The organism is Marinobacter sp. MBR-99 (genome assembly GCF_040547575.1).
Lineage (GTDB): Bacteria > Pseudomonadota > Gammaproteobacteria > Pseudomonadales > Oleiphilaceae > Marinobacter.
Genome location: NZ_JBEPPY010000013.1, coordinates 93,375 through 115,899 on the forward strand (window position 1 = coordinate 93,375; position 22,525 = coordinate 115,899).

Genomic DNA, 22,525 nt, shown 5'->3' on the forward strand with positions numbered 1-22,525 from the left:
AGGCCATTATGGTGCCCTGCGTATACTCCGCGCGCGACTAACAAAGGAGACACCATGCACAAGAATGCCAATGCACTCGTAAAGGCCATCCGCCTCGTCACCCTGGCAGCCGTTGCTGCTCCGGCCACTGTTATGGCTGGCGGCTTTGCCCTGAATGAACAGAGCGCCAGTGCCATGGGTACCGCCAATGCCGGTGCGGCGGCTAACCCCGAGAATGCCACGACCGTATTCTTTAACCCGGCCGGCATGAGTCAGTTGTCTGGGACCAATATTTCGTTTGGTGCGGCCTACCTCGACATTGATGCAGAGGCAAAGGACGGGGCGTCTGCCACTCGGATATCCGGTAATCCTGTAACCCCGGCTGGCCGGGGCGGGGATATAGCCGATGGTGCGTGGCTGCCCAATTTCTACTTGGCCCATGAGGTGAGTGATTCAGTAGACGTCGGTTTTGGTATTCATGCTCCCTACGGGCTGGCCGGTGACTACGAGGATGATTTTGTGGGGCGGTTTTTTGCGGACAAAACCGAGTTAACCGCGATTGCGTTTACACCATCGATCGCCGTTAATAACGGTCAGGGCCTGTCCATGGGTGTCGGGCTGAATATCATTTATGCTGAGGGCCGGCTTACCAGGAATCAGGATCTTGGGCCGAGTGCGGAGCCGCTACCGGTCGGCGCAGAGCCCTACGCTGACATTGACGGTGATGATGTTGGTGTGACCTTTCGCGTAGGTTTCTTGTACGAACTGTCTGACAAAACCCAGTTTGGCATGACGGCGCAAACCGGCACAGAACTCAACCTAAAGGGTGATATGGAGGTGACGGGTGTTCCCGTCCCGGGTATGCCTGGAGTAACAACAGCCCTGAACGAAAAGGTTGAGGTGCCCCTGGCGATTCCCGAGAGCATTACTGTGGGGGCGCGCCATAAACTGACAGATGATGTAACCCTGTTGGCGGGTGCAACATACTCTCGCTGGAGTCGCTTCGAGGAGCTCGACATCATCAGCCGTGACCCTGATGGAGAGATCGCGGGCGTTCCGGGTGCGGTGATTAGTCACACTACGGAGAAATGGGGTAATACCTGGCAATTCAATGTTGGTGGGATATGGCAAGCTACCCCGGCCTGGGCTTTCAAGGCAGGCTATGCCTATGACGAATCACCAGTTGGTGAGTACGTTACCGCCCGTATTCCATCAACGGACCGTCACTGGCTGACACTGGGAACTCAGTGGAAAGACGTCAATAGTGGCTGGACGGTTGATGCAGCAGTCGGAACCCTGATCTTCGACGGCAACGCTAAAGTCGATGAAGTGTTCTACCAGCACGAGAATCCGACTCAGCAAGATCCAAGCTTCGGTGCATCCAACTATCAGGCGGAATACGACCTCAGCGCCTGGAGCGCCGCCGTCGAGTTCAGCAAGGCCTTCTAACCGGCTGACCTCCTGAGTGACTGGCCCGGCGCGCCCGGGTCAGCCCACTACCTGGCCACGGTAGATAACCTGTTTCTTCCGTGGTCGGGCTTCTTCCCCACCTTCGTGTTGTCTATCACTTGATGCACTGCCTGCAATGGGCTGGCCACGATAAGTCTTTGTCTCTGTGCTTTCGTATTCCACTTGGCTGAGTTCTGGCACCCTCTGTTTCAGGGCTTCCCAGGTGTGCACCAGGTGCTGCGAGCGGGTTTTACCTGCGTATTCGGCCAGGTGCTCCGCCAGGTGGTCTTCGTTGAGGTGAAGCTTTACCCCGAATTCAGACTGAATCAGCCGCCGGCACTGCTGCACCAGTTTCAGGTGGGCTGGGTCGAATAACCAGTTGCGTTCACTCGCTGCGGAATTCATGGAATAGGCCTCGCATTGCTGTCACGGCATAGGGCATCAGAGAGCCCAGACGGTTTGAACTTTGCAGATTTCGTGCCGTTATCGGGAGGCGCTTAAACGGAGCCGGAAGGCGGAAAGATGGGAAAAAGGCGCCCTGTTATTGTGCTTTTCCGGTGAAAATGGACAAAAACAGGGCGTTATCAGGGAGGGTTGAGGCCTTAGTGGGCCTGGTCCCAGTTGTCTCCGGTGCCGGCTTCGACCAGTAACGGAACGTCCAGCTTGGCGGCTGCCTGCATCCGCTGAATCAGACCCTTACGCACGGTCTCCAGGGCTTCTTCCCGAACTTCGATGATCAGTTCATCGTGCACCTGCATGGTCATGCAGGCAGCGTCGGTATGCTCTGAGCGCAGCCACTGGTCCACATCAATCATCGCCCGCTTGATGATGTCGGCAGCGGTTCCCTGCATGGGTGCGTTGATGGCGGTGCGCTCGGCAGCCTGTTGCAGCTGTTTGTTGCGGGCATTGATCTCCGGCAGGTACAGGCGGCGGCCGAACAGGGTTTCCACGTAACCGTCGTCGTGGGCCTGTTTGCGGATGTTGTCCATGTACTTGAGCACGCCGGGGTAGCGCTCGAAGTAGCGATCAATGTATTCCTGAGCGGTCTTGCGGTCCACCTCCAGTTGCCGGGCCAGGCCGAAGGCAGACATGCCGTAGATCAGGCCGAAGTTGATGGCCTTGGCGCTTCGGCGTTGGTCGGAGCTGACCTCGATCAGGCTCACGCCGAACACCTCGGCGGCGGTGGCTTTATGAATGTCTTCGCCATGTTCGAAGGCCCTCAGCAGGCCCTTGTCGCCGGACAGATGCGCCATGATGCGCAGTTCGATCTGGGAATAGTCCGCTGCCAGCAATTTGTAACCTTCCGGGGCGATGAATGCCTGGCGTATGCGGCGGCCCTCCGGGGTACGGATAGGGATGTTCTGCAGATTTGGCTCTGAGGACGACAGTCGCCCGGTGGCAGTGACCGCCTGGTGGTAAGAGGTGTGTACCCGGCCGGTGCGGTGATGGATCAGCTCCGGCAGGGTGTCGGTGTAGGTGGACTTGAGCTTGCTCAGGCTGCGGTGTTCCACAATCAGCCGGGGCAGTTCGTGTTCGTGGGCCAGTTCCTGCAGCACCGGCTCGGCGGTGGATGGCGCACCCTTCGGGGTCTTCTTGATCACGCGCAGGCCGAATTTGTCATACAGAATGGCCTGCAGTTGCTTGGTGGAGCCGAGATTGAAGGATTCGCCGGCTACGTCATGGGCTTCTTTCTCCAGCTCTGCCATACGTTCCGCCAGCTCCTGGCTGTGCTGGCGCAAGGTGCTGGCGCTGATTAGTGTGCCCCTTTGTTCCATGCGCGACAGCACTGGCACCAGTGGCAGGTCGATATCCCGGTACACCGATTCCAGCTTGCCGGTCTCTTTCAGTTTCGGGCTCAGGGCCTGGTGCAGGCGAAGGGTAATGTCAGCGTCTTCGGCGGCGTAAGGCCCGGCTTTTTCCAGGTCAATCTGGTTGAAAGTAAGCTGCTTGGCACCCTTGCCGGCGATGGATTCGTAGGTGATGGTTTGTTCACCGAGGTATTCCCGGGCCAGGCTGTCCATGTCGTGGCGGGTGGCCACGGAATTGAGCACATAGGACTCCACCATGGTGTCGTCGCTGATGCCCTCCAGATGGATGCCGTGGTTGGCCAGTACGTTTTTGTCGTATTTCAGGTTCTGGCCGATCTTTTTCGCGTCCGGGTTTTCCAGCAACGGTTTGAGCTGATTCAGCACGTCATCGCGGTCAAGTTGGTCCGGTGCGCCCATGTAGTCGTGGCCCAAGGGCACGTAGGCCGCTTCACCGGGCTCGACGGCAAAGGACACACCAACAATTTCGGCGTCCATGTAACGCAGGCTGGTGGTTTCGGTGTCAAAAGCGAATTGGTCAGCGGCATTCAGCCGTTGCAGCCAGGTGTCGAGCTCTCCCTGCTCGGTAACCACGGAATACTGTTTCTCTACCGGTTTTGCGGATTCCTGCTCGGCGGAGGGCTCGCTCCGGGCATTGGCGGAATCGGCGTTCTCAAGCTCGGCAATCCAGCTACGGAATTCATATTCCTTGAACAGCTCCAGCAGGGAATGGTCATCCTGTTCCCGCTCTTGCAGATCTTCCAGGCCGAAGTCCAGATCCACATCCAGTCGGATGGTGGCCAGTTCCCGGCTCAGGGGCAGGGTGCCTGTGGCCTCCCGCAGGTATTCGCCGATCTTGCCTTTAATCTCGTCCGCGTGTTCGATCAGGTTGTCGAGATCGTTGTAAGTCTGCAGCCATTTTACAGCGGTTTTCGGGCCACACTTGTTCACGCCCGGGATGTTATCCACCTTGTCACCGACCAGGGCCAGGTAGTCGATGATCTGTTCCGGTGTCACGCCGAACTTCTCGACCACGCCCTCCCGATCCATGGCGGTTTCCGTCATGGTGTTGATCAGGGTGACATGGTCACTCACCAGTTGGGCCATGTCTTTGTCGCCGGTGGACACCACCACATCGATACCCTTGCTGGTGGCTTCGTGGGCCAGGGTGCCAATCACGTCATCGGCTTCCACCCCCGGCACAATCAGCAGCGGCAACCCCATGGCGCGCACGATTTCATGGATTGGTTCAATCTGAACGGCCAGATCCTCCGGCATTGGCGGTCGGTTGGCCTTGTATTCATCAAACATTTCATGGCGGAAGGTTTTACCTTTGGCGTCAAACACCACCACCACCTTGGAGCCGGGAAAATCCTGCTCAAGGCGCCGCAACATGCTGATAACACCTTTGATGGCGCCGGTCGGATGGTTTTTGCTGGTGGTCAGTGGTGGCAGCGCGTGGTAAGCACGAAACAGGTAGGACGATCCGTCCACAAGGACCACAGGTGGGGTCTTTTTCTCAGTCATGTCAAAGCCGGTCCGGAATCTGATTGAAGCGTGGGTTGGCTTGTGCAACTCTAGCCAGAAAGATGAACGAAAGGGTACCACGAAAATGAAACGAATCGCCTGTTCCGCCATGTTGGCTGGGCTTGTCTCTTTGCCGGTGATGGCGCAGCAAGAAGGCTCACTGGATGCTGTCCCGGTGGTTACGCCCCAGGAGCCCGTGATTATTTCCGATTACCAGCCCCCGGAGGGTGGGCCGGAAATTGTGATCAGGCCGGGGGAGAATGAAGTCTTTTACGAATACCGGGTGAACGGCCAGTTGATGGAAATCAAGGTGGTGCCCGAAGTAGGGCCCGAGTACTACCTGGTGCCGTCCGGTGGTGGCTGGATTCAGGACACTGAGTCTGACCTGTTGATTCCCAGCTGGGTCATCTTCCGCTGGTAACCCTACTGCCCCTTTTTAGCGCTCAGATCAGGTTAACCTCCACCGGATCTGAGCGTCGGCTTTCAAGCCCATCCACGTCAACGGTCGTAATCGAGAACTCGTAAGCTCCGGGTGGCATGCCTTCAAGGCGGTACCGGGTTGTGCTGGCATCGTTTAACGGAATGATATTGAAATCGTTCTTGTGCTTCATCCGGTAATAGATGCGATACCCGGAGATCTGGCCGGGTGCCAGAGACGACCCATCTTCGCGGGTCATCGGTGGGTTCCATGCCAGAGTGCGGGGGCTGTCGGCGCTATCCGCAGAATACTGGCTCTCCTGTGCCGTGGGCGACTGTCCCAGTGTGGCCAGAAGGTTGGATTGCGCCTGTTTCAGCCTGGCATCCGAGACTTCCGAGGCGCGCTGTGAGTCGAGTTTGCTGGCGCGAGTGTCTTCCTGGCAGCCAGTCATCAGGATGGTAATGGCAATAATCGACAGACAAAGCAAGGCCCGGCCGGGCAAAAGTGGCAGTACAGTCTTCATGGTCAACTCGCATACGGAGCCGTAGTTGGCTCTCTGGTTTTCTGGTCGTATGGAGCCTGAATAAAGCAGGGAGACGGGCTACCTCAAACTAGGTGCGATTATGCCAGCCATTGCCTTTCGATCAAGTGAACTATCCGTAAAAACCGCAAATGCGGGTTTTAGTATGAACATTCTAATTTTTAGCCGTACCTTGGTAAGTGAAAGTTACCAAAGGCATTCAGAAGCAAGGGCTTGTGGTGCCGAAACGATCCTAACATCAAGGAGCTATACCATGGGTAAACTGAAATCTTACCAGGAACAACTGCAGGACATCGTTGAGAAGGGCATCAACGCTGCTGAAGAGCAGCAGAAGAAGCTGGCTTCCAAGCCGTTTGATTATGCAGAGAAGCTGGAAGCAGAAGCCCGCGAATACAGCGTAAAGACCCTGCGCAAGCGCTACACCGGCTACTCCGAGAACCTGTTCGAGCAGCTGCGTAGTCTGAACAGCCGCTTCGGTAACTTCGCCGCCGAACTGGTTGCCAAGCTTGAGAAGGAAGCCGCTGAAGGTGCTGACGCTGTTTCCGGCGCTGCAGAAGACGTAGCAGAAGCCGCTCAGGATGCCAAAAAGTCGGTCACTGCCAAGAAGCCGGCCGCTCGTAAGCCTGCGGCTCGCAAGACGGCAGCCAAGAAAGAAACAGCTTCCGCCTGATCAGGACGCAAAGCTGTAACCAAAAAGGGCGCTCTGGTGAGCGCCCTTTGTCTTTTTCGTAATCGCAAAAATTTATTCCGGCTCCAGAGGAAGAGTCCGCTCCTGGCCAGTAACAACTTCCAGTCGCTTGATATCCGCCTCAAATTCTTTCTTCATCGAGCTGATATCCTGCTGTTGCGCCGCAATTTCCCGTTCCACGTCGCGGATCTGTGATTCCAGCCGCCGAATCCTTTCCAGAGTGGCTTCCGGGATCTCCCTGCCAGCCCGCTCCATGTCGGCTGCCCGGCTTTGTTCGCTGTCAAGCTGGCTGGAAATGACGGAAATGTTGCCCCGTTTCAGTTGGATGATCCCTTCCAGTTCGCGAATCTTCCGATGCATGGCGCGCACAGCCTGGTCCGGGTGGCTGAACCGTTTCAACAGTTGGCGATCCTGTTGCTGCTGGATCTCTGCCTGACGTTGGCGTTCTTTTTCCGCTTCCCGGGCCGCGATTTCCTCGGCCGTAGGCGCGGGCGGGATTGTTTCAATCACCCGGCCATTGGTGCTGAGGATGTCGTAGCCGCGTTTGGTGGCTTCCTGCGGGATGGTGCTGCTGATCACCAGTTGACCGTTGTCATCCGTGTAACGATACATATTGGCCTGCACACTGGCAGAGAACAGCAGCCCTGCCGCCGCCAGGCTGGCAATAACCGTCGATTTGGACACACGGTGTTGCATGGTCAGACTCCGTAACGGTCCCGGTAGCTGGCCACATTTTCCGCATGGCCGGCAAACTCCGGATTGGACTTCAGGTAGTCCAATACCTGCTCAAGACGAATGATGCTGACAACGGGAATTCCGAATTCCTGTTCCACTTCCTGGATGGCGGACAACTCGCCGTTGCCTTTTTCCTGCCGGTCCAACGCTATCAGCACACCGGCGGGCTCCGCGCCAGCGGCGCGAATGATGTCGATGGATTCCCGAATGGCGGTGCCGGCAGTGATCACGTCATCCACAATCAGTACCTTACCTTCTAGTGGTGCACCAACAATATTGCCACCCTCACCATGATCTTTCTTTTCTTTGCGATTGAAGGCAAACGGTTTGCTGTTACCGTCTGTTGCAAGGGCCATGGCGGTCACCGTGGCCAACGGAATGCCCTTATAGGCGGGCCCGAAAATAATGTCATAATTCAGGCCGCTGCGTTCGATGGCTGCGGCATAAGCTTTGCTTAGTTGCAACAGGTCGTTACCGGTATTGAACAGCCCGGCATTGAAAAAGTAGGGGCTGGTTCGGCCGGATTTGAGCGTGAACTCTCCAAAGCGCAGAACATTCCGCTCAATGGCAAACTCGATAAAATTTTGCTGATAGTCGTGCATGGCAAGGCTTCTGGCGGGGTTTGATCTTTAATTAAAGCGTAAAACCGGTATCATACACACAAACCGAATCAGGGAACATGTATGCGGGTAGTTACAATCAGCGTCAATGGTCTTGAACAGGCCGTTGAGAAGGGTTTTTTTGACTGGCTTGCCGAGCAGGACGCTGATGTCGTCTGTGTGCAGGACCACCGCATGCGTGCCTATGAAGTGGAAGATAAAAACCTGATTCCGGAAGGCTATGAGGCCTACTTTATTGATGGTGAGCTCAACGAGCACGGTGGTGTGGGTATCTACACCCGCCACTTTCCGAAAGCCATCATGTACGGGTTTGCCAATGAACAGGCCGACCGCGAAGGCCGTTTTATTCAGGCGGATTTCGACAAGGTCTCCGTGGCCTGTGTGCTGGCGCCCTGCGCCCTTGGCCGGGAGGATGAGCTGATTGGCGAAGACGACCTCACTGTGCTCGACCACAAAGACGAGTTCATGGAAGCCTTCGGCCTGCATATGCAGAAAACCCTGCGTAAGCGCCGCCAGTTTATTTTCTGTGCCAACCTGCAAACCGCCCACCATGTGACGGACGCCAGCCCGCTGTATCACAAGACGGATTTCTCCGGTTTCCTGCCCCATGAGCGTGCATGGCTTGATCGCCTGTTTGATGAGATGGGCTGCATTGATGGTTTCCGGGAAATCAACAAACAGAGCAATCAGTTCACCTGGTGGCCGGAGCAAACCGAGGGTTCCCGCAAGAAGGCGGGTATTCGGGTGGATTACCAGTTGTTGACGCCGGGTATTCGCAAGACCATCCGTGATGGCTGGATTGATGAAGACACCCGTTTCTCTGATCACGCCCCGGTGATCATGGATTATGATATTGAAATCGGCTTTTAAGCGTTGAGATAGTCGACCGCGTGTCCGGAGGGGGAAGCCTTTCCGGGACACGCTACGAGCACATCCCTGTGCGCTCCGCTCCGGCCATCCCTGGCCGGAGAGGGTCCCGGAAAGGCTTCCCCCTCCGAACCCGCTAGATCTCAGTAGGCCGTCAGGCTTGCGCGCCGAGAGCTTCTTTCTGGATTTCAAACAACTGGTTAATCGCTGTCCTGGCCAGCGCGAGCATGGAGTCCAGCTCGGCCTGCTCGAACGGAGCGCCTTCCGCCGTTCCCTGAATTTCGATGAAGCCACCCTTATCCGTCATGATCACGTTCATATCAGTTTCTGCTTCGGAATCCTCCGGATAGTCCAGGTCCGCTACCGGCGTACCTTTGTAAACGCCAACGGAGACCGCTGCCACCATTTGAACAAGGGGAGATTTTTTCAGGCGTTTGGTGGCGACCAAGTGGTTCAGGGCGTCAACGAGGGCCACGCAACCACCGGTGATGGCCGCTGTGCGGGTGCCGCCGTCGGCCTGGATAACGTCGCAGTCGATGGTGATGGTGTGCTCGCCCAGGGCTTCCAGGTCTACCGCGGCGCGCAGGCTGCGGCCAATCAGGCGCTGGATTTCCACGGTGCGGCCACCCTGTTTGCCACGTGCGGCTTCGCGGCCCATGCGGCTGCCGGTGGAACGGGGTAGCATGCCGTACTCGGCGGTGATCCAGCCCTTGCCTTCGCCGCGCAGGAACGGCGGTACCTTGTTCTCAACAGAGGCGGTACAGATGACTTTTGTATCACCAAACTCTACCAGAACCGAGCCTTCGGCATGGCGGGTGTAGTTGCGGGTGATGCGGACGTCTCTGGGTTGCTCGGGCGTTCTGCCACTTGGTCGCATAGTGTGTCCTGTTTGTGAAAATGCATGTCCGGGCGGTGCCGGTCGGAATCTTTGAAAGGTCGGCGAGTATAACACGTAGCAAGCCCCGGGCGGTGGCCTGCAGGGTGATCTTTGGTCGGGTTCGCCGCCCGGGCAGATACCCTGTTAAACTCGACGCATCTGTTCATCGGTTATGGAGCCAATATGATCCGCAGCATGACTGCTTTTGCCCGCAAGGATACCCAGGGTGACTGGGGTACGCTCACTTGTGAGATCCGTACCGTAAACCACCGCTATCTGGAGCCGTCTTTCCGCCTGCCGGAGGCGTTTCGGGAGCTGGAGAACCGGTTTCGGGAGGAGCTGCGCAATCAGGGGTTAAAGCGAGGCAAGGTCGATATCTCCATGCGCCTGCAGTCGACCGAGAACGAGGTGCAGAGCTTCGAAATCAGCGATGAAATGGCCAGGGCGGTGAACGAGGCGGCCAACCACATCAACCGCATCCTGGATAACCCGGCCCATATCAATGCATTGGATATTCTGCGCTGGCCGGGCGTGATGTCTTTGCCGGAAAAAGACTACAGCGCGGCGAAAGAAGCGGCTGCCGGCCTTTTCAAAGATACTGTGAAAGAGCTGATGACGGTTCGCGAGCGGGAAGGTGAGCGCCTGCGGCCGTTGTTTGAGGATCGACTGGCCACCATGGGCCGGTTGGTGGCGGAGGTGCGGGAGAAAATGCCACAGTTACTGGCCGCCCAGGAGCAGAGCCTTCGGGATCGCTTCGAAAAAGCCAAAGTCGAGCTGGACCCGGAGCGGGTGTCACAGGAAATGGTGATGTTGGCGCAAAAGAGTGATGTGGCCGAGGAACTGGACCGGCTGGAGGCCCATATCAGTGAAGTGACCGACACCCTGCAAAACGATGACGCCATCGGCCGGCGCCTGGATTTCCTTATGCAGGAGCTGAACCGGGAAGCCAATACCCTTAGCAGCAAGAGCATTGATGCCGCTGTTACCCGCGCGGCGGTGGACCTGAAAGTGCTCATCGAGCAAATGCGTGAGCAGGTGCAGAATATTGAGTGATGTTCTTGGGGGTTCGACGTTGTTCTTGATGGCATTATAAATCAAATAGTTATGTAATTTTGACGCTCATAATGTTCGTGTAAGTTCTGCCAAGTTTGGGTAGTGATGGGTAGTAGATTGGGGAGTATTTTCTCGCTATATTGTATCGGCGAGATTGTACTCCCCAATTTTTTTAAGGCAGGAAAGTGGGCAAGCTACACGACAAGACCGTCAAGAAACTGATCAAAGAGAAGCCATCCGTGCGGCATGCCGATGGCAATGGTCTCTACCTCATGACCCCGAAGCGCGGCGATGCCTACTGGATGCTGCGCTATACCACCCCAGCTACCAAGCTCCGGCGCGAATACACCATCGGCAAGGTGGACGACTGGTCATTGGCCGACGCCCGTGATGAGGCGGCGAAGCTGAGGTTGGCGATCAAGCGTGAGGGTGCTGACCCGGTTCAGGAGCGGCAGAAGGTCAACCAAAACCCCTTCAAAACGCTCAATGACCTGTACGCGGACTACTACGAGCTTCGCAAACGAGAAATCGCGTCCCACCATAAAGAGAAGAGCCTGTACGAGCGTGAGGTCGCCTGGCGCATCGGAAAGGTGGAACTTGAAAAGATCCGACCAGTGGATATCAGTGAAATCCTGCGGGACGTGGCCACTGGCTATGACGACAATAAGCCCCGCCCAACCCTATCAAATGATTTGATGCGCCTGCTGAGGAACCTGTTTGATCATGGCATCAAACTGGACGTCACCAGGTTCAATCCAGCCTCGCCATTCCGTCCCAGGGACGCCGGCGGGGAGGAGAAGGCCGCCAACTACCCAATGAATGAAGACGAAGTCACCGAGTTCTTCACCAAACTCCGGGTGATTCCGGCGCAGTTCAGCCGTGAAAACTACCTGGCCTGTGCTTTGTTGATTGCGACCTGTACGAGAAAAATGGAGCTGCTGGCAGCGCCTTGGTCGGAATTCGATCTGGAGAACCGTATCTGGTACCTGCCCGAGGAAAGGACCAAAAAGAGAAGGGCCATCGATATCCCGTTGGCGGAGCCCGCCGTGGAATGGCTGAATGAGCTGAAGGTACGTTCCTGCGGTAGTGAGTGGGTATTTCCAGCTCGCAGGATCAGTAAAAAAGCACGGACGCCGTTTGTGTGTGAAAACACGCTGAACCATGCGCTCAAGAAACTCTTTGAGAAAAAGTTCTTTTCGTTCGACAAGCGCCGCGTCCACGATCTGCGTGGCACGGCCAGGACGAAGCTGGGCAAGCTTGGTTTTGATGACAATCTGGCTCAGCGCTGCCTGAATCAACTGCCCGGCAACCGGACGGACCGGGTTTATAACAAGCATGCGTACTTTGAAGAGCGAAGAGCGGCTCACGAGGCGCTCTGCGAGTGGCTGGCGCCCATCGTGAGAGGTGAAGTCAGCTCTGGAGGGTAAAGGGGCCAGATCAGGCCCCTTGTTGCTCAATCCAGGCCAACAGATCCGACAGGCGCCAGGCCACTGAGTTGCATCCCAGCTTGAGTCGTGCCGGAGCCACTCGCTTTCGTTCCAAGGTCCACCACTGCGTCCGGCTGACGGCTGTAATCGCTCGACGGTCCGACTCCCGAACCAGCCGCTCACACTGTCCAGAACGAGCCAGCAGCTTGGCGCGCACCTCCTCCGAAGGCGGACTGAAGGTCTTGTTACTCATTCTCCGTTACCTCCGAATCAACACTGGGATAAGTGGGAAACTGGGAAAGTCCATCTCCATCCGGTAGCGCTTCCCAATACGCCTTGATGCGATCAGGCCACAGGGCGAAAAAACGCTCCGATCGATCCCGTAGCTTGATTTTCATGGTGCCACGGCTCTGTTCATTGGTTTCCAGGAAATCTCTCTGGATCAGCGGCTCAATTTCCCGGGTGTATCGACTTCGAAGGCCAAGCTCCTTGATAAGAGTATTTTTGGGTATCAGCCACTGCGTCTCACCGGCCACTTTGCGTCGCAGACCAATTGCTCTTCCGTAATCCCCCCGCTCTATGTCAACGAGACGGTGATTCCATTTGTAAATAGCATCGCGAAGGCGGGCCAACAGGCGGTACTCCTCCGAATTGAAGATGTGACCCCGGCTCCGAAGCCAGGCTCCAACGACTTGGTGTACTGCTCGAACCGACTCCGCTTCCGTCCAGGGGAGGAGATAGTTCCGACATGCCAGGCATAGTGCAGCGGTGATCAGTGCGAACCGCCTGATCACTCGGACGACTTGCGAAGCCATATGAGGGGTCTTCCATTGCTCCGTCAACCGGGCAACCTCATTCTGGATGTAGCTGGGTAGGTCATTCACATCTTCTGTAAGACGCTCGAGCCAGTGCCGGAACAGTGTGCCGTGGTAGTGCCCGGTACGGCTTTTCAACGTGTCCACGAACTCTTGGGCACTGTTGAATCCATGCAACTTGTCAAAGGCTCCAAACCTCCCAAAAATCGGAATCTCGACAAGTCGGGTTTCTTGGCCGGCTTTAACCGACTTGCCTATTTCCTGAAATACTTCCGATAGCCATACCTCACCGGTACTTAAAGCCAGAGTTCGCCAGTGCGTTTGTGCAGTAAGGTCCCCTGATATATTCGCACGCAACTTACTGGCACCGGTCATTATATGATACGTCGCTACATCGACATCTTCCGGGCGCGCCAGGCCAATTTCATCCAATGCCAGCAACATGTCATTGTGCTCAGCAGCCACGGCTGCCAAGCCATTGGCAGTCGATACCCAGTTCCGCACAAACGTTGGTGCACCACACACGCTCGCGGCCGCCTGCAGTAGTGTCGTTTTACCGCTGGAGCTATTGCCGCCGAAGTGAAAAGCCCCATTTTCAATCTCCGCATGCTTCAGCAGTGGTGCCGCAAGGGCTACCCCAATGCTGAACATCGCCAGCGGGTTGCCCTCACACAGCTTCCCCACTTGAGCTTGCCAATCCTGGAGAGAACCGTTTTCCTGAAGTAGAGGGGAGGTTGATAGCTGCCCGACGAAGTAGTGCTGCTCATCCGCCTGACCTGCCGTCCAGCTACTCGTCGCGAAGATGGGGCCGTGCCAACCTGTACGGTCGACGGTTGTGGCCGGCGGCGCCTTTGCCATTTCCTCAAGCAGGTAGCGTTGTAGTCGTGCCCAACTGATATTGCCAGGCTCCAGCGGATAGCCGCTGTCCACGAGCAGCTCCCGTATCTGTCGGGCGTTATCGCCGTTCAGGTTGCGCGCATACACCACCTCGCGGAGCAGGACGTTGTCCATATTTTTCCACTGCAGCAGCGCACCGTGACCGTGCTTCTTGTTGGAGAGTCGGGTTCTGGCAATAACCTCAATCCATCCACCAACTCTTTGCCATTCATCAGAGCTGAAGCAGTACAGGCCAGAGTCTCTCAATTGAAATTTCATTTGCCCCTCCGTCACAACCGATCCAGCCAGTTTCTAACATCCTGGATCCGAAACCTGACGGCTCGACCTTGCGGGTTTGGCTTGATGGGGGCGGGGAAGCGACCTGATCGGACGTATCGACGTAGCGTGGCTTGCGATAGCTGAGTGACGGCGCACACTTCTTCGTATGTGAGCAAGCGCTCGTTGGTCTCGCTAGAAAACATGTGTTTCATTATCTACTCCTGGTTCGTTGATTAACGGCAGGAGTGATTATTAGTAATCAGGAGTCAGGACCAGAACCGTGAAATTGGCCATTTTGGGCGCAAAGAGAAAAAAATTATAACTAGATGAAATTAAAGGTTAACTTCTGTCATTAAGGCGATTTTCATGGGAGCCTCATCGGTTTACGAGCAAAATCTGGCGAAATGTAAGCAATCGCTGTTACCCGCCACCATCACGGCATCATTTTGTGAAGCGGTAATGCGCATTGACTTTCACATGTGAAAGTCAATGCTGGACGTGATCAAAACAGCCTCTTAAAGAGCCTTTTCGAGGCCCTGTTATTTTACGGGGCATGTCCATATCACAACGGGGCTCCAAAAGGTCTCTTCCAAGCCCTTTGTAAGTGCCCCGAGGAAGTAGCGGGAATTGTCGTAGCGACGACAGTCAGTCCGGTTCCATCAAGCCACCGGATACCGGTGTTTTCACTGAGGTGGGAGGCCAGGGTCCCAAATAAATAATGGAGCGCGGATCCTTCAGCCCATGCGAGCTATTTCATGGCGCGTGGGAGCGCAGCGGCAAAGTCCCAAATCAGGTAGTCACGTGGACAGGAATTGGAAAGGTCCCATGGCTTGGAGGAAGGAATCTGCCTCCGCCCCCGCCTTTGTGTCCAAAAAGGACAAAAGCACATGGCAGCTCAAAGCACTCGACGGATTACGATTGTTGGCAAATCCATAGCGAGGAGCCAGCCATGAGCAAACGAATGACTCACCAGGAAATCTGCGAAGAGTGGGAGGCGGTCAGCCGAGCCCAAAATGTGAACCACCAACGTGGTATCAAAGCCGCCATAACGCAATGCCGTCAGTTTCTGACGGCGATTCACCAGCAAGCGGACGTGGAGCAAGCAAGGTACCGCTATCTGGCGCAGCGGCTCTGTGATCACTTCTGGTCCCACAACATGGCTCATCGTACCGACAAGACACCCGGCTATCCCGGGCACTTCGGCTGCCGCGTTCGACTCAGAAAAAGAAAACTGGAATTGTCCTGGTACTACAACCGCTTTATCCCGAAGAAGAGTGGCGAGGGCCGATCAGTTTTCAGTGAGTACATCCGCAAAGAAGGTCGGTTCCGCTATCACAAACCGGCCTTCACGCGGGCACAGGACTGGGAGAAACCGCTCATCATGGAAACTGAGGACGGTTTTGAAATGTTGCGAAGGCTCAATGCCAACCAGGCGGAGCTTTGTCGAATCGTGCGGAAAAGCGAGCGCCTCCTGAAAAATCTGGAGGAGCACCTCGGTGGACTGAAGGAGGCGACCAGCGGGAGTTCAAGCCCCTCCAACGAGGAGGGATGAGGGCTGTTGGCGGTAAAAGGCATGCCGCTCACACCGCAGGTGTTGATTGCGTGGGGCTATTGATGGGATCGCCCAGATTTCAGGTGGCTATATATGCCGTTCTTTGCTGGTCTATCCGGGTCAAATCGGTTGAATGCAGCGTGGTACCTCTATATATTGATCAGTCAATGTAGTGTAGGGCTGTTCCGCCCATGAGACCGTGCCGCCTCAGATAAGGTGGCAACACCATCGCCCATAGGAAGCGAAAACATGGCCGAGATGGAAGATCGCTGGTTATCCGTAGACGAAATTGGCAAGCACCTCGGTGTCAGCAATGACACCGTGTACCGCTGGATCGACAAGCACGCAATGCCCGCCCACCGCATGGGGCGATTTTGGAAGTTCAAAAAAGTCGAAGTGGATGAGTGGGTCAAGGGCGGTGGAGCCGCTGAGACGAGCAAAGGTGAGCGTTCCGAATGACCCAAGGCCGGTATCGCATCTCCTTCACGTCCGGCAGCCTGTATCACCGCGAATCGGTGAAGTTGGCCGAGCTGTACCTGTCGCTCCGTGACTGGGAAGATGTGCGGACTCAAGCTCTACATGACAACCTGCTACAGGCCAGAACAGAAAGCACGGCAAAGCGCACCTGTAGAGAGGCGATTGCACGCCTGAAGACGTTGACCGAAAGCGAACTGACTTTCCTGGCCGAGGCAAACCACCAGGACCAGGCTCACCTTCTGTGGGTTGCCGTGTGCCGCCTGTACCGCTTTATCGCGGACTTTGCGGTGGAAGTGCTACACGAACGGTTTGTCGCGATGAAGCTGGATCTCAGTTTTGAGGATTTCGATGCCTTCTATAACCGTAAATCGGAATGGCATGACGAACTGGATAATGCCAGCGCCTCAACGCGCGATAAATTGCGGCAGGTCCTGTTCAGAATGCTGCGGGAGGCAGGGTTGTTAGCTAAGGACAAAACCATAAACGCAGTTCTGCTCAGCCCCAGGCTGGTTGAGTTGCTGCGTCAGAACAATCCTGACGAGTTTTTCTACTTCCCAGTCTATGAATCCGATATCAGGGGGATGTCAGCTTGAAAAAGGACATTGCCAAAATGCCGATGCAGGAGCGACTACAGCACCTGTTTAGCGTGGTTTCCGGCCAGCGGTTCCTGAACAAACAGGGACTGGGTAATGAAGTGCCTTTCTTCATCTGTCCCTACCGGCCTGAAGAAGCGGTCGAGATGGAGCGTCTTCAGCGGCAGTTGGTTAACCGGCTGGAGCAGGCGGGCATCCGGATCCTGAGTATCAATCTGTACGACCTGGCCGTCGATATTTTGAAAGAAAGAGACATCTGGGAGCAGGTGTTGGAGCTCGAGCCCACGGTCTCAAAGGATCAGCTGAAAGAACTGCTACAGGGAGTGCTGGACCCGGAAGCCCATTTGGTGCCCGCTATTGCGGCAAAACTCCAGTCCGTTGAGTTTGACGTGCTGTTTCTCTCAGGGGTGGGCGAGGTTTTCCCCTACATACGCTCCCATAACGTGCTCAACAACTTGCAGAGCACCGCCAAAGACCAGCCAACGGTGATGTTCTTTCCGGGGTCCTATACCCACTCGCTGGAAACCGGTGCATCGCTGGATCTGTTCGGCAGGCTGCATGACGACAAGTACTACCGTGCGTTCAACATCTTTCATTACGAAGCCTGAGCGGACGATACGATTCGAGGCGTAATCATTAAGGGAAAGTACAATGACATTGAAGAATATTTTTCTAAAGCCCGTTGACCGCCCCATTGAAGGCGTTATCAAAGCCGACGATGAAGCCAGTCTTCGCCTCGAAATTGAAGAATACGTACTGACCAACGAAGTCGAGAAACGCCTCGAAGAGTTCCTGGACGCCTACAATAACTACGAAGGGGCGAACGGGGTCTGGGTATCCGGCTTCTTCGGCTCAGGTAAGTCGCACCTCCTCAAGATGCTGGCCCTTCTGCTTGAAAACCGGGAGATGGACGGTGCTACTACCCTGGACCTGTTCCTTCCCAAGTGCAGTGAGAATGAAATTCTCCGGGGCGACCTGAAGCGAGCTGTCTCAATTCCGGCGAAGAGCATTCTGTTCAACATCGACCAGAAAGCCGATGTCATCAGCAAAACCCAAATCGATGCGCTTCTGGCCGTGTTCGTTAAAGTCTTCGACGAAATGTGCGGCTACTACGGCAAACAAGGGCACATTGCCCAGTTTGAGCGCGATCTGGACGGCCGTGGCCTGTACGAACAATTCAAAGCCGAGTACGAGACCATCGCCGGCCGCCCCTGGCAGAAAGGCCGGGAGCAGGCCCTCCTGGAAGGCGCGAATATCGCCAAAGCCTACGCCGCTGTGACCGGTGGCGACCCGCAGTCGGCAGCGGGCATTCTGGACAAGTACCGCAGCGAATACCGAGTTTCGATAGAGGACTTCGCGGACAATGTGAACACCTATATCGAGAAGCAGGCAAAAGAGGGTGGCCACAAAGAGTTCCGCCTGAACTTCTTTGTGGACGAGGTTGGCCAGTACATTGCCGACAACACCAAGCTGATGACCAACCTGCAAACCATTGCCGAGAGCCTCGCCACCAAGTGTCGTGGGCGGGCCTGGATTATCGTCACCGCCCAGGAAGAAATGAAAAACGTGGTTGGCGAAATGGGCAAGCAGCAAGGCAACGATTTCTCGAAAATTCAGGCACGGTTCAATAACCGTATGAAGCTGTCCAGTGCGGACGTGGCGGAGGTCATCCAGAAGCGCCTGCTAACCAAGACCGAAGAAGGCGTCAATCAGCTGTCGGACGTCTATCACGCGCAGGCAAACAACTTCAAAACCCTGTTTGACTTCGCGGATGGATCGGCCACCTACCGGAACTTCCGGGACAGGGACCACTTCATCCACAGCTACCCCTTCGTCCCCTACCAGTTCGCGCTGTTTCAATCGGCGATCCAGAATCTGTCGCAGCACAACGCCTTCGAGGGTAAACACAGTTCTGTCGGTGAGCGCTCCATGCTGGGTGTTTTCCAGCAGGTGGCCATCCACATCGGCAACCATGAGGTGGGCCAGCTGGCCACCTTTGACCTGATGTTTGAAGGCATCCGCTCTGCACTGAAATCACAAATACAGCGGGCGATTATTCAGGCCGAGAACCATCTCGATAATGCCTTCGCTATCCGGCTGCTGAAGGCCCTGTTCCTGGTCAAATATGTCAAGGAATTCAAGCCCACGGTGCGCAACCTTTGCGTGCTGATGCTGGATGCCTTCGATCAGGATCTACCGGCACTTCGCACCAAGGTCGAAGAAGCCCTGAGCCTTCTGGAGCAACAGACCTACATACAGCGCAACGGCGACCAGTACGAGTACCTGACGGACGAGGAAAAGGACGTCGAGCAGGAGATCAAGAACACAGAGGTTGAGTCATCGGACGTTGCGGACGAGCTGGAAAAGATCGTTTTCGACTTTGTTATAAAACAGCGCAAAATCCGCTATGACGCCGGCTCCTCCCAAAACCAGGGGCAGGACTACTCCTATTCGCGCAAACTGGATGATCGTCTGCATGGGCGTGAATACGAGCTCTCGATCAATGTCATCAGCCCGTTCCACGAGCATACTGACAACGAGCAAATGCTACGCACAGCCTCGACCTACAAGGCGGACGAGCTGTTCGTGCTCATGCCGTCGGACGAGCGCCTGGTGCGCGATCTGCTCATGTTCAAGCGCACCGAGAAGTACATCAAGCAGAACATTTCCGTTACCCAGCAGGAAGCCGTTAAGCGGATCCTGAATGACAAGGGCTTCCAGAACCGTGAGCGCGAGGCCAGGCTCCGGCAGCAGGTTCAGACCCTCATGGGCAAGTCCAAGTTGCTCATTGGCGGCGCCGATGTGGAAGTGGCGAATGAGGACCCCCAGACGCGCATTATTCGGGGCTTCCATGAGCTGATTTCACGGGCTTACCCCAACCTCCGCATGTTGCGCGGCGTTTCCTACACGGAAAACGACATCAGCAATTGCCTCAACCGTACAGACGATGGCCTTTTCGGTAACGACGCCACGGCCCTGGCAGAATCCGAGCAGGAAGTGCTGGCGTTCATTCAGAGCAACAATCGGGGCGGTGTCCGCACCACCCTCAAGAGCCTGCTGGAAAAGTTCGAACACAAACCCTACGGCTGGTATTACGCCGCGATTCTCTGCACCCTGGCCAACCTTTGTGCCCGTGGCAAGGTGGAAGTTCGTCTCGACGGTAACATCCTGGAGGACAGCGAGCTGGAGCGCGCCCTGCGTAACACTCACGGCCACGGCAACGTGGTGCTGGAACCACAGATTGAGTTCACCGCCTCTCAGGTCCGAGCCCTCAAGTCGTTCTACGAGGACTTCTTCGACAGCCCGCCCCGCAGCAGCGAAGCCAAGGCCCTGGGTAAAGAGGCCGGCGAAGCCTTCCAGGACATGTACCACGACCTGGATCGGCGGATAGCGCAGGTCGATCAGTACCCGTTTCTCAATGCCTTGAAACCTGCCCTGGTGACGCTGAAAGAGGTCGCCGGAAAGCCCTACACCTGGCACCTGACGGAATTGGGCAAGCAGGAAGACCAACTGCTGGACCTGAAAGAGGATGTCATCGATCCCATCCGCAGGCTTATGGGCGGCTCACAGAAAGACATCTACAACCAGGCTCGGTCCTTCCTGCAGAGTCAGGAGCCCAACTTCATCTATGTGTCCGGGGACGAGATCGAGCAGATCCGCACCATCCTGAACGACCCTAACTGCTACAAGGGGAATCGCATTCAGCAGCTCAAGGGCCAACTGGATAGCCTGCAGGAGCGCATCGATGAGAAAGTGCAGCAAACCCGAGCTCAGGCAGAAACCTCCCTGAAGACCATGCAGGAACGCATGCAAAGCATGGACGAATACCAGTCCCTGCCGGAACCGCGCCAGGATGAGCTCAATAAACCGTTCCGGGATCTGGTCGATTACATCGGACAGGAGCGCCTGATTGCTGTGATCAAGGACCGGACCCGGTACTTTGAAGAAGAGGGCTACCAGAAGCTGCTGGGCAAAATGGTGGCGCTGGCCAATCAGAAATCAGCACCGGCAGACGACCCCGATCAGCACCCAGGTAGCCAGAGTGAAGACCAGAGTGACGGGGGGACTCCCGAGGTCAAGGAATCGGCAGCCGACTACGTTCACACTCGCAACCTCCGTGTCGCGTTCGACAAGGCCTGGCTGGCCAACGAGGGTGATGTGGACCGGTACCTGAATGCCCTGCGCGAGGCCCTGCTGGTTGAAGTCCAGCAAGGCCGAAAGGTCCAGATCTAAGCGTGCCGAACCGTCTAACCGGTCGATGTTGGGGATAGCCATGCACGAAGCCGAACAGGAAATCCAGACGCTCATTCGCGGCGGCGAGAGCCTCGCCGTCGAGTTCAAGAGCGACGTCAAAAGCCTGCCGGACCGGGATCTGGTGGCCGCGGTGGTGGCCCTGGCCAACACCGAGGGCGGCGACCTGTTCCTGGGCGTTGAAGACGATGGCACCCCAACTGGGCTGCATGCCAACCACCGCAACCTCGCCGGCCTGCCCGCACTGATTGCCAACAAGACCATTCCCTCGCTGGCCGTGCGCGTTGAGGCCCTGGAGCTGGAGGGGCAAACTATTGCCAGGATCCAGGTTCCCAAGTCCCGGCAGCTGGTGTCGACCTCGGATGGCCTGCTGCAACGTCGGCGCCTGAGAATGGACGGCACTCCGGAGGCCGTGCCCTTCTACCCCCATGAGTTTGTTCAGCGCCAGTCCAGCCTGGGAGTAACGGACCCCTCGGCCTTGCCGGTGGAAAACCTGGCGGTTGAGGATCTGGACCCGATTCAGCGGATCCGCATCCGCAACGCCATCAAGAAATACGGCGGCGACCAGAGCCTGACGCCCCTGGCGGATGATGAGCTGGACGGCGCCCTGGGGCTGACCGTGAACGTGGGAGGCCAGCGTCACCCCACCGTGGCAGGGCTGCTGCTGCTGGGGAGCGACATGCAGCTCCGACAACACCTGCCCTCCCACGAGGTAGCATTCCAGGTGCTGCGCGGTACCGATGTGCTGGTCAATGAGTTCTACCGCAAACCGCTGCTGGAGACCTTCGAGGAGGTCGAGGTACTGTTCCGCGCCCGGGTGGAAGAAGAGGAGATTCAGGTCGGACTGTTTCGCGTGCCCATCCCCAACTTCGACCGCCGGGCCTTCCGGGAAGCCTTTGTGAACGCCCTGGTCCACCGTGACTACAGCGCCCTGGGCGCCGTGCACGTCAAACTGGACGATGACGGCCTCAGCATCAGCAATCCAGGTGGTTTTGTGGAAGGCGTCAACCTGGACAACCTACTGGTGGCCGACCCCCGCTCCCGTAACCCCTTGCTGGCCGACATCATCAAGCGTATCGGCCTGGCCGAACGCACGGGCCGGGGCATCGACCGGATCTTCGAGGGCATGCTCCGCTACGGGCGTACCGCCCCCGACTACTCCATGTCATCCGCTCACACTGTCTCCGTACGCATGAGCGCAGCGGACGCGGACGCCGAGTTCCTGCGCATGATCGTCGAGCGCGAGGAGCAGACCGGTGCCGCCATGCCCATTGACAGCCTGATTATCCTGTCCCGGCTGCGCAATGAGCGGCGCTTGAGAACGGCGGACTTGGCCAAGTCGGTACAGAAGCCGGAAACCGTGGTCCGGGGCACCCTGGAGAAACTGGTGGAAGCCGGCATGGTGGAAGCCCACGGCACCGGCAAAGGCCGTACCTACACCCTGAGCGCCAAGGTGTACCGGGGAGCGGGGCAAAAGGCCGCCTATGTGCGCCAGGCGGGCTTCGATGCCATCCAGCAGGAGCAGATGGTACTGAATTTCATCGATACCCACGGCAGCATCAAACGAGCGGATGCCGCTGATCTGTGCCATATCAGCCCTTTCCAAGCCACTCGGCTGCTCAACCGCTTGAAAGACAAGGGTGTGATACGCCCGGTAGGCCAGGGGAAGGGGACTCGATATGAGCGAAGCTGATAA

At 56.6% G+C, this 22,525-nt stretch carries 21 protein-coding genes; 12 read left to right on the top strand and 9 right to left on the bottom strand.

The features are described 5' to 3' along the window. The first annotated feature begins 54 nt into the window (after positions 1–54). Positions 55–1,428, top strand: a complete 1,374-nt coding sequence (locus ABIE59_RS12740) for an OmpP1/FadL family transporter (RefSeq protein WP_354447420.1) — start codon at positions 55–57, stop codon at positions 1,426–1,428. Positions 1,429–1,467: 39 nt separating this feature from the next. On the opposite strand, the gene ABIE59_RS12745 is transcribed toward ABIE59_RS12740, so the two are convergent. Next, positions 1,468–1,833, bottom strand: coding sequence for a hypothetical protein (locus ABIE59_RS12745; protein WP_354447422.1), 366 nt, complete (start codon positions 1,831–1,833; stop codon positions 1,468–1,470). A gap of 197 nt (positions 1,834–2,030) precedes the next feature. Then, entirely contained in the window at positions 2,031–4,760 is a 2,730-nt protein-coding gene (gene polA / locus ABIE59_RS12750) for a DNA polymerase I (RefSeq protein ID WP_354447424.1), read from the bottom strand. Between the two features lie 85 nt (positions 4,761–4,845). On the opposite strand from polA, the gene ABIE59_RS12755 reads away from it, so the two are divergent. Next, a complete protein-coding gene (locus tag ABIE59_RS12755) occupies positions 4,846–5,181 on the top strand; it encodes a DUF2782 domain-containing protein (protein WP_354447426.1) in 336 nt (111 codons plus the stop codon). A 22-nt stretch (positions 5,182–5,203) separates the two neighbouring features. Here ABIE59_RS12755 and ABIE59_RS12760 read toward each other — a convergent pair whose 3' ends face one another. Beyond that, on the bottom strand, positions 5,204–5,701 hold the full coding sequence (locus ABIE59_RS12760) for a fibronectin type III domain-containing protein (protein WP_354447428.1): 498 nt from the start codon (positions 5,699–5,701) through the stop codon (positions 5,204–5,206). Between the two features lie 271 nt (positions 5,702–5,972). Between ABIE59_RS12760 and ABIE59_RS12765 the strand changes: the two genes are divergently transcribed. Further along, positions 5,973–6,389 carry a hypothetical protein gene (locus ABIE59_RS12765; protein WP_061332564.1) on the top strand — a complete coding sequence of 139 codons (417 nt, stop codon included), beginning with the start codon at positions 5,973–5,975 and terminating at the stop codon, positions 6,387–6,389. 72 nt (positions 6,390–6,461) lie between these two features. On the opposite strand, the gene ABIE59_RS12770 is transcribed toward ABIE59_RS12765, so the two are convergent. After that, the gene (locus tag ABIE59_RS12770; RefSeq protein ID WP_354447430.1) at positions 6,462–7,103 is read right to left on the bottom strand and encodes a DUF4124 domain-containing protein; all 642 of its coding nucleotides are present in this window, start codon (positions 7,101–7,103) and stop codon (positions 6,462–6,464) included. A gap of 2 nt (positions 7,104–7,105) precedes the next feature. Next, complete coding sequence (pyrE, locus tag ABIE59_RS12775; RefSeq protein WP_354447432.1) at positions 7,106–7,744, bottom strand: orotate phosphoribosyltransferase; 639 nt, start codon at positions 7,742–7,744, stop codon at positions 7,106–7,108. Between the two features lie 81 nt (positions 7,745–7,825). Between pyrE and ABIE59_RS12780 the strand changes: the two genes are divergently transcribed. Beyond that, positions 7,826–8,632: an exodeoxyribonuclease III gene (locus tag ABIE59_RS12780; protein WP_061332567.1), complete on the top strand. Its 807-nt coding sequence runs from the start codon at positions 7,826–7,828 to the stop codon at positions 8,630–8,632. Between the two features lie 151 nt (positions 8,633–8,783). Here the strand turns inward: ABIE59_RS12780 and rph are convergent, their stop codons facing one another. Further along, positions 8,784–9,506, bottom strand: coding sequence for a ribonuclease PH (gene rph / locus ABIE59_RS12785; protein ID WP_058091996.1), 723 nt, complete (start codon positions 9,504–9,506; stop codon positions 8,784–8,786). Positions 9,507–9,689: 183 nt separating this feature from the next. Between rph and ABIE59_RS12790 the strand changes: the two genes are divergently transcribed. Together ABIE59_RS12790 and ABIE59_RS12795 are read left to right on the top strand one after the other, a co-directional pair. Continuing rightward, on the top strand, positions 9,690–10,559 hold the full coding sequence (locus ABIE59_RS12790; RefSeq protein WP_354447435.1) for a YicC/YloC family endoribonuclease: 870 nt from the start codon (positions 9,690–9,692) through the stop codon (positions 10,557–10,559). Between the two features lie 185 nt (positions 10,560–10,744). Then, positions 10,745–11,986, top strand: coding sequence for a tyrosine-type recombinase/integrase (locus tag ABIE59_RS12795; RefSeq protein WP_022987607.1), 1,242 nt, complete (start codon positions 10,745–10,747; stop codon positions 11,984–11,986). A 10-nt stretch (positions 11,987–11,996) separates the two neighbouring features. On the opposite strand, the gene ABIE59_RS12800 is transcribed toward ABIE59_RS12795, so the two are convergent. From ABIE59_RS12800 to ABIE59_RS12810, 3 genes are read right to left on the bottom strand one after another with little or no spacing between them, the layout of a single operon-like run. Next, positions 11,997–12,239: a helix-turn-helix transcriptional regulator gene (locus ABIE59_RS12800; protein ID WP_023008356.1), complete on the bottom strand. Its 243-nt coding sequence runs from the start codon at positions 12,237–12,239 to the stop codon at positions 11,997–11,999. Continuing rightward, on the bottom strand, positions 12,232–13,956 hold the full coding sequence (locus ABIE59_RS12805) for a DUF927 domain-containing protein (RefSeq protein WP_022987608.1): 1,725 nt from the start codon (positions 13,954–13,956) through the stop codon (positions 12,232–12,234). Before ABIE59_RS12805 ends, ABIE59_RS12800 begins: the two co-directional genes overlap by 8 nt. An 11-nt stretch (positions 13,957–13,967) precedes the next feature. Next, positions 13,968–14,168: a helix-turn-helix transcriptional regulator gene (locus ABIE59_RS12810; protein ID WP_022987609.1), complete on the bottom strand. Its 201-nt coding sequence runs from the start codon at positions 14,166–14,168 to the stop codon at positions 13,968–13,970. Positions 14,169–14,917: 749 nt separating this feature from the next. Here ABIE59_RS12810 and mobI point away from each other — a divergent pair. From mobI to ABIE59_RS12840, 6 genes are all read left to right on the top strand, one after another. Next, positions 14,918–15,508 (top strand): conjugative transfer protein MobI(A/C), encoded by a 591-nt coding sequence (mobI, locus tag ABIE59_RS12815; RefSeq protein WP_227499589.1) that lies wholly within the window; start codon positions 14,918–14,920, stop codon positions 15,506–15,508. A 249-nt stretch (positions 15,509–15,757) separates the two neighbouring features. Further along, complete coding sequence (locus ABIE59_RS12820; protein WP_008174223.1) at positions 15,758–15,967, top strand: helix-turn-helix domain-containing protein; 210 nt, start codon at positions 15,758–15,760, stop codon at positions 15,965–15,967. Beyond that, positions 15,964–16,578, top strand: a complete 615-nt coding sequence (locus tag ABIE59_RS12825; protein WP_022988852.1) for a DUF1819 family protein — start codon at positions 15,964–15,966, stop codon at positions 16,576–16,578. Before ABIE59_RS12820 ends, ABIE59_RS12825 begins: the two co-directional genes overlap by 4 nt. A 17-nt stretch (positions 16,579–16,595) precedes the next feature. After that, on the top strand, positions 16,596–17,186 hold the full coding sequence (locus ABIE59_RS12830) for a DUF1788 domain-containing protein (RefSeq protein ID WP_011784100.1): 591 nt from the start codon (positions 16,596–16,598) through the stop codon (positions 17,184–17,186). 43 nt (positions 17,187–17,229) lie between these two features. Further along, complete coding sequence (gene brxC, locus ABIE59_RS12835; protein WP_104416052.1) at positions 17,230–20,811, top strand: BREX system P-loop protein BrxC; 3,582 nt, start codon at positions 17,230–17,232, stop codon at positions 20,809–20,811. 40 nt (positions 20,812–20,851) lie between these two features. After that, positions 20,852–22,522: an ATP-binding protein gene (locus tag ABIE59_RS12840; RefSeq protein WP_354447440.1), complete on the top strand. Its 1,671-nt coding sequence runs from the start codon at positions 20,852–20,854 to the stop codon at positions 22,520–22,522. Positions 22,523–22,525 lie beyond the last annotated feature (3 nt).

Excerpts from the sequence above, each read along its gene's own strand:
- ABIE59_RS12740 (WP_354447420.1), top strand. The coding sequence starts at position 55 with ATGCACAAGAATGCCAATGCACTCGTAAAGGCCATCCGCCTCGTCACC.
- ABIE59_RS12745 (WP_354447422.1), bottom strand. The coding sequence starts at position 1,833 with ATGAATTCCGCAGCGAGTGAACGCAACTGGTTATTCGACCCAGCCCAC.
- polA (WP_354447424.1), bottom strand. The coding sequence starts at position 4,760 with ATGACTGAGAAAAAGACCCCACCTGTGGTCCTTGTGGACGGATCGTCC.
- ABIE59_RS12755 (WP_354447426.1), top strand. The coding sequence starts at position 4,846 with ATGAAACGAATCGCCTGTTCCGCCATGTTGGCTGGGCTTGTCTCTTTG.
- ABIE59_RS12760 (WP_354447428.1), bottom strand. The coding sequence starts at position 5,701 with ATGAAGACTGTACTGCCACTTTTGCCCGGCCGGGCCTTGCTTTGTCTG.
- ABIE59_RS12765 (WP_061332564.1), top strand. The coding sequence starts at position 5,973 with ATGGGTAAACTGAAATCTTACCAGGAACAACTGCAGGACATCGTTGAG.
- ABIE59_RS12770 (WP_354447430.1), bottom strand. The coding sequence starts at position 7,103 with ATGCAACACCGTGTGTCCAAATCGACGGTTATTGCCAGCCTGGCGGCG.
- pyrE (WP_354447432.1), bottom strand. The coding sequence starts at position 7,744 with ATGCACGACTATCAGCAAAATTTTATCGAGTTTGCCATTGAGCGGAAT.
- ABIE59_RS12780 (WP_061332567.1), top strand. The coding sequence starts at position 7,826 with ATGCGGGTAGTTACAATCAGCGTCAATGGTCTTGAACAGGCCGTTGAG.
- rph (WP_058091996.1), bottom strand. The coding sequence starts at position 9,506 with ATGCGACCAAGTGGCAGAACGCCCGAGCAACCCAGAGACGTCCGCATC.
- ABIE59_RS12790 (WP_354447435.1), top strand. The coding sequence starts at position 9,690 with ATGATCCGCAGCATGACTGCTTTTGCCCGCAAGGATACCCAGGGTGAC.
- ABIE59_RS12800 (WP_023008356.1), bottom strand. The coding sequence starts at position 12,239 with ATGAGTAACAAGACCTTCAGTCCGCCTTCGGAGGAGGTGCGCGCCAAG.
- ABIE59_RS12805 (WP_022987608.1), bottom strand. The coding sequence starts at position 13,956 with ATGAAATTTCAATTGAGAGACTCTGGCCTGTACTGCTTCAGCTCTGAT.
- ABIE59_RS12810 (WP_022987609.1), bottom strand. The coding sequence starts at position 14,168 with ATGAAACACATGTTTTCTAGCGAGACCAACGAGCGCTTGCTCACATAC.
- mobI (WP_227499589.1), top strand. The coding sequence starts at position 14,918 with ATGACTCACCAGGAAATCTGCGAAGAGTGGGAGGCGGTCAGCCGAGCC.
- ABIE59_RS12820 (WP_008174223.1), top strand. The coding sequence starts at position 15,758 with ATGGCCGAGATGGAAGATCGCTGGTTATCCGTAGACGAAATTGGCAAG.
- ABIE59_RS12825 (WP_022988852.1), top strand. The coding sequence starts at position 15,964 with ATGACCCAAGGCCGGTATCGCATCTCCTTCACGTCCGGCAGCCTGTAT.
- ABIE59_RS12830 (WP_011784100.1), top strand. The coding sequence starts at position 16,596 with ATGCCGATGCAGGAGCGACTACAGCACCTGTTTAGCGTGGTTTCCGGC.
- brxC (WP_104416052.1), top strand. The coding sequence starts at position 17,230 with ATGACATTGAAGAATATTTTTCTAAAGCCCGTTGACCGCCCCATTGAA.
- ABIE59_RS12840 (WP_354447440.1), top strand. The coding sequence starts at position 20,852 with ATGCACGAAGCCGAACAGGAAATCCAGACGCTCATTCGCGGCGGCGAG.